The organism is Nocardioides dubius (genome assembly GCF_039528155.1).
Lineage (GTDB): Bacteria > Actinomycetota > Actinomycetes > Propionibacteriales > Nocardioidaceae > Nocardioides > Nocardioides dubius.
The window spans coordinates 1-2,212 of sequence record NZ_BAAALG010000026.1; the positions used below are offsets into that span (position 1 = coordinate 1).

2 protein-coding genes are annotated in these 2,212 nt (G+C 62.7%); one reads left to right on the forward strand and one right to left on the reverse strand.

Annotation, left to right across the window (positions count from 1 at the left end; translation table 11 throughout):
* Nucleotides 1–240: 240 nt before the first annotated feature.
* Nucleotides 241–1,362, reverse strand: a complete 1,122-nt coding sequence (locus ABD151_RS21890) for a hypothetical protein (RefSeq protein WP_343996998.1) — start codon at nucleotides 1,360–1,362, stop codon at nucleotides 241–243.
* A 257-nt stretch (nucleotides 1,363–1,619) separates the two neighbouring features.
* On the opposite strand from ABD151_RS21890, the gene ABD151_RS21895 reads away from it, so the two are divergent.
* On the forward strand, nucleotides 1,620–2,093 hold the full coding sequence (locus ABD151_RS21895) for a nucleotidyltransferase domain-containing protein (protein WP_343996999.1): 474 nt from the start codon (nucleotides 1,620–1,622) through the stop codon (nucleotides 2,091–2,093).
* Nucleotides 2,094–2,212: the final 119 nt, after the last annotated feature.

Consider the following 2,212-nt stretch of genomic DNA (forward strand, 5'->3'; position numbering starts at 1 on the left):
GCCGCTAATGAGTGTGGCGATGGCCAGCAAGTTGAGCCAAAACGCCTTGAGTGTGGTGAGGACAACCATGTGCGCAACCTATCGGTAGTTCTCGTCTGCGGTTTCGGGACTCCGATCTCCGGACAATTGAACCTGTGATCGCGGCAGTATGGTTCACCCAAGAAGCTGAAGTCGATGAGTGGGATGGCCGTCTTGAGAGTCGCCCGTAGGCGGAAGCGGTTAGCAGATCGGGAGGAGCGCTCAATCGTCGACAATATGCCCGGACGAAACCGGCCCAGTGAAGGTGATCGGCTGCCACGAGCCGTCCGCGTAGAAGATCATGGCTTCGCGTGGCGCGGTCCCGTCTCGTCTCAGCGTCAGTGCTTGGCGCATGGCCAGCACGTCATTCTCACGGGTGATGTGTTGCGGAAGCGGACCGTCTAACAGCAAGCCTGGGTAGGGCGCGAGCCTGAATTCGTCGACGTCGTCCCGTCCCTCGAAGTGTTCATGGGCAGCGACGCAGAACATGGCGGCGTACGTATGAGCAATGAGTGCCGCTTGGGCAAGCAGCACAGTGGGGTTCAGTTGCAACGTCGTACTCTCGAGACCCATGCCCTGCTTGAGCCGGCCCGGACGAGCAAGAAACTGCAGCACCGTTTTGTCGAAGAGATTGACGGCGTGAGGACCTGTTACTGCCGAGAGCGGGAGCTTCCCGTCCTCTGCAGGACCGGAGGTTGTGAAGGTGACGAGATAATCGTCGCGAACCCGCACTCCTAGCCCGTGTTTGAACTTGTTGTGTGCGACCGACACGTCCAGCGAGGTTCGTGGTGCAAACAGCTCCATGGAGAAGTTGAACCATTCCGCGAAGGTCGTGACTCCGGAGATCCTCTGCAGGTCCTGGGCTTCCACATGCTCGGTGGCGGGGTACACCAAGTCTTGGAAGATCATCCAGCGGTCGCCGGCACCAAAACTGTCGCCGATCCCTTTCAGCACATCCTTCATTAAAGTTGGGGTAGCCTCCACCTCCGCCCAAACGCTCGGGCTGCCTTGCCCGCCCAGGCGCCGGAGCAGCACGTAGGTGAGCCGGAGGAGCGTTTCAGCTGCGTGGTGACGCACAGCGAATGCGTCGGTGGCGGCTTGGAGCTTGCGAGCCTCCGCAGTGGGAGCCCGGTAGGCCCTCGCGGCTGCGCCAACAAGTGCATCGAAAGCGGACCCTTCGGGGACGGGTTCACGCCCGGCACGCGGGCCCGTGTCCTCAACGCTGGCGAGCAAGGCGGCGATGCGAGCTGTGAAGTAGCCGAAGGGATCGGCGGAGAAGTATGTGTCGTCAAGCGTGCGAGCAACATCGGCCGAGATTTCAGGACCAGTGGGCGGCGGATACATGGCGATCAGACTAGGTGGTCGAGGGATAGCCGCGAGGCGTACGCGACACCTTGGAAGGCCTGCGTGATACACATCGGTTGCTCCCACTGCAGCGCTGGTGGAGAGGGGCGCTGGAGTGCGCAACCCTGCGCCGAGTAGGCTGCCTTTAGTCGGACTGCGACGGGTCTTCCGGTCCGCGCTGATGGACGACTTGCTTGTCCTGGACCGCCTGAAGGCGGTGGCTGACACCGGCTCGGCATCTCCGATAAGGTGTCCTTATGGCGCTGGTTGACGAGTACCTCGAAGCACGGCGCGACGAAGACGTCGCGAGGATGCGGCGCGTGCTCGCGTTGCGGGCGATGGTGGCAACGGGGATGTCGCAGCGGCAGATCGCCGAGGCGCTCGGCATCACTCAGCCGGCGGTGAGTCAGCAGTTGAAGTCAGCTGGGATTGTGCGCGAGGCGCACCCTGAGGTTCTGGTGCAGGCTGCTGCGCCGGTCCTGAAGTCACTTGCGCGGGAGCGTGGGTACAGGAACCTCGCGGTGTTCGGCTCGGTCGCGCGCGGGCAGGCACGGGGGGACTCCGACATTGACCTGATCATCGAGTCGCCCGAGGGGACTTCGAGCTTTGGGTTTGTCGAGTTCAAGTTGCTCATCGAGAAGGTGCTCGGCCGAGAGGTTGACCTCATCGACTACGGGGGACTCAAGCCCCGCCTCGACGATGACATCCGCCGGGATGCGGTGGCGTTGTGATGGACCGAAGGGCAGCCAAGGAACTGGCGCACAGTCGGGGTTGGCTCGACCGGGTGGCCACGATTGAGGCGCGCGGCAAGGAGAACTACCTCGCCGACGACCTCCTGCAGGAGGTCGTC

Coding starts and splice junctions, on each gene's coding strand:
- ABD151_RS21890 (WP_343996998.1), bottom strand. CDS start 1,362: ATGTATCCGCCGCCCACTGGTCCTGAAATCTCGGCCGATGTTGCTCGC.
- ABD151_RS21895 (WP_343996999.1), top strand. CDS start 1,620: ATGGCGCTGGTTGACGAGTACCTCGAAGCACGGCGCGACGAAGACGTC.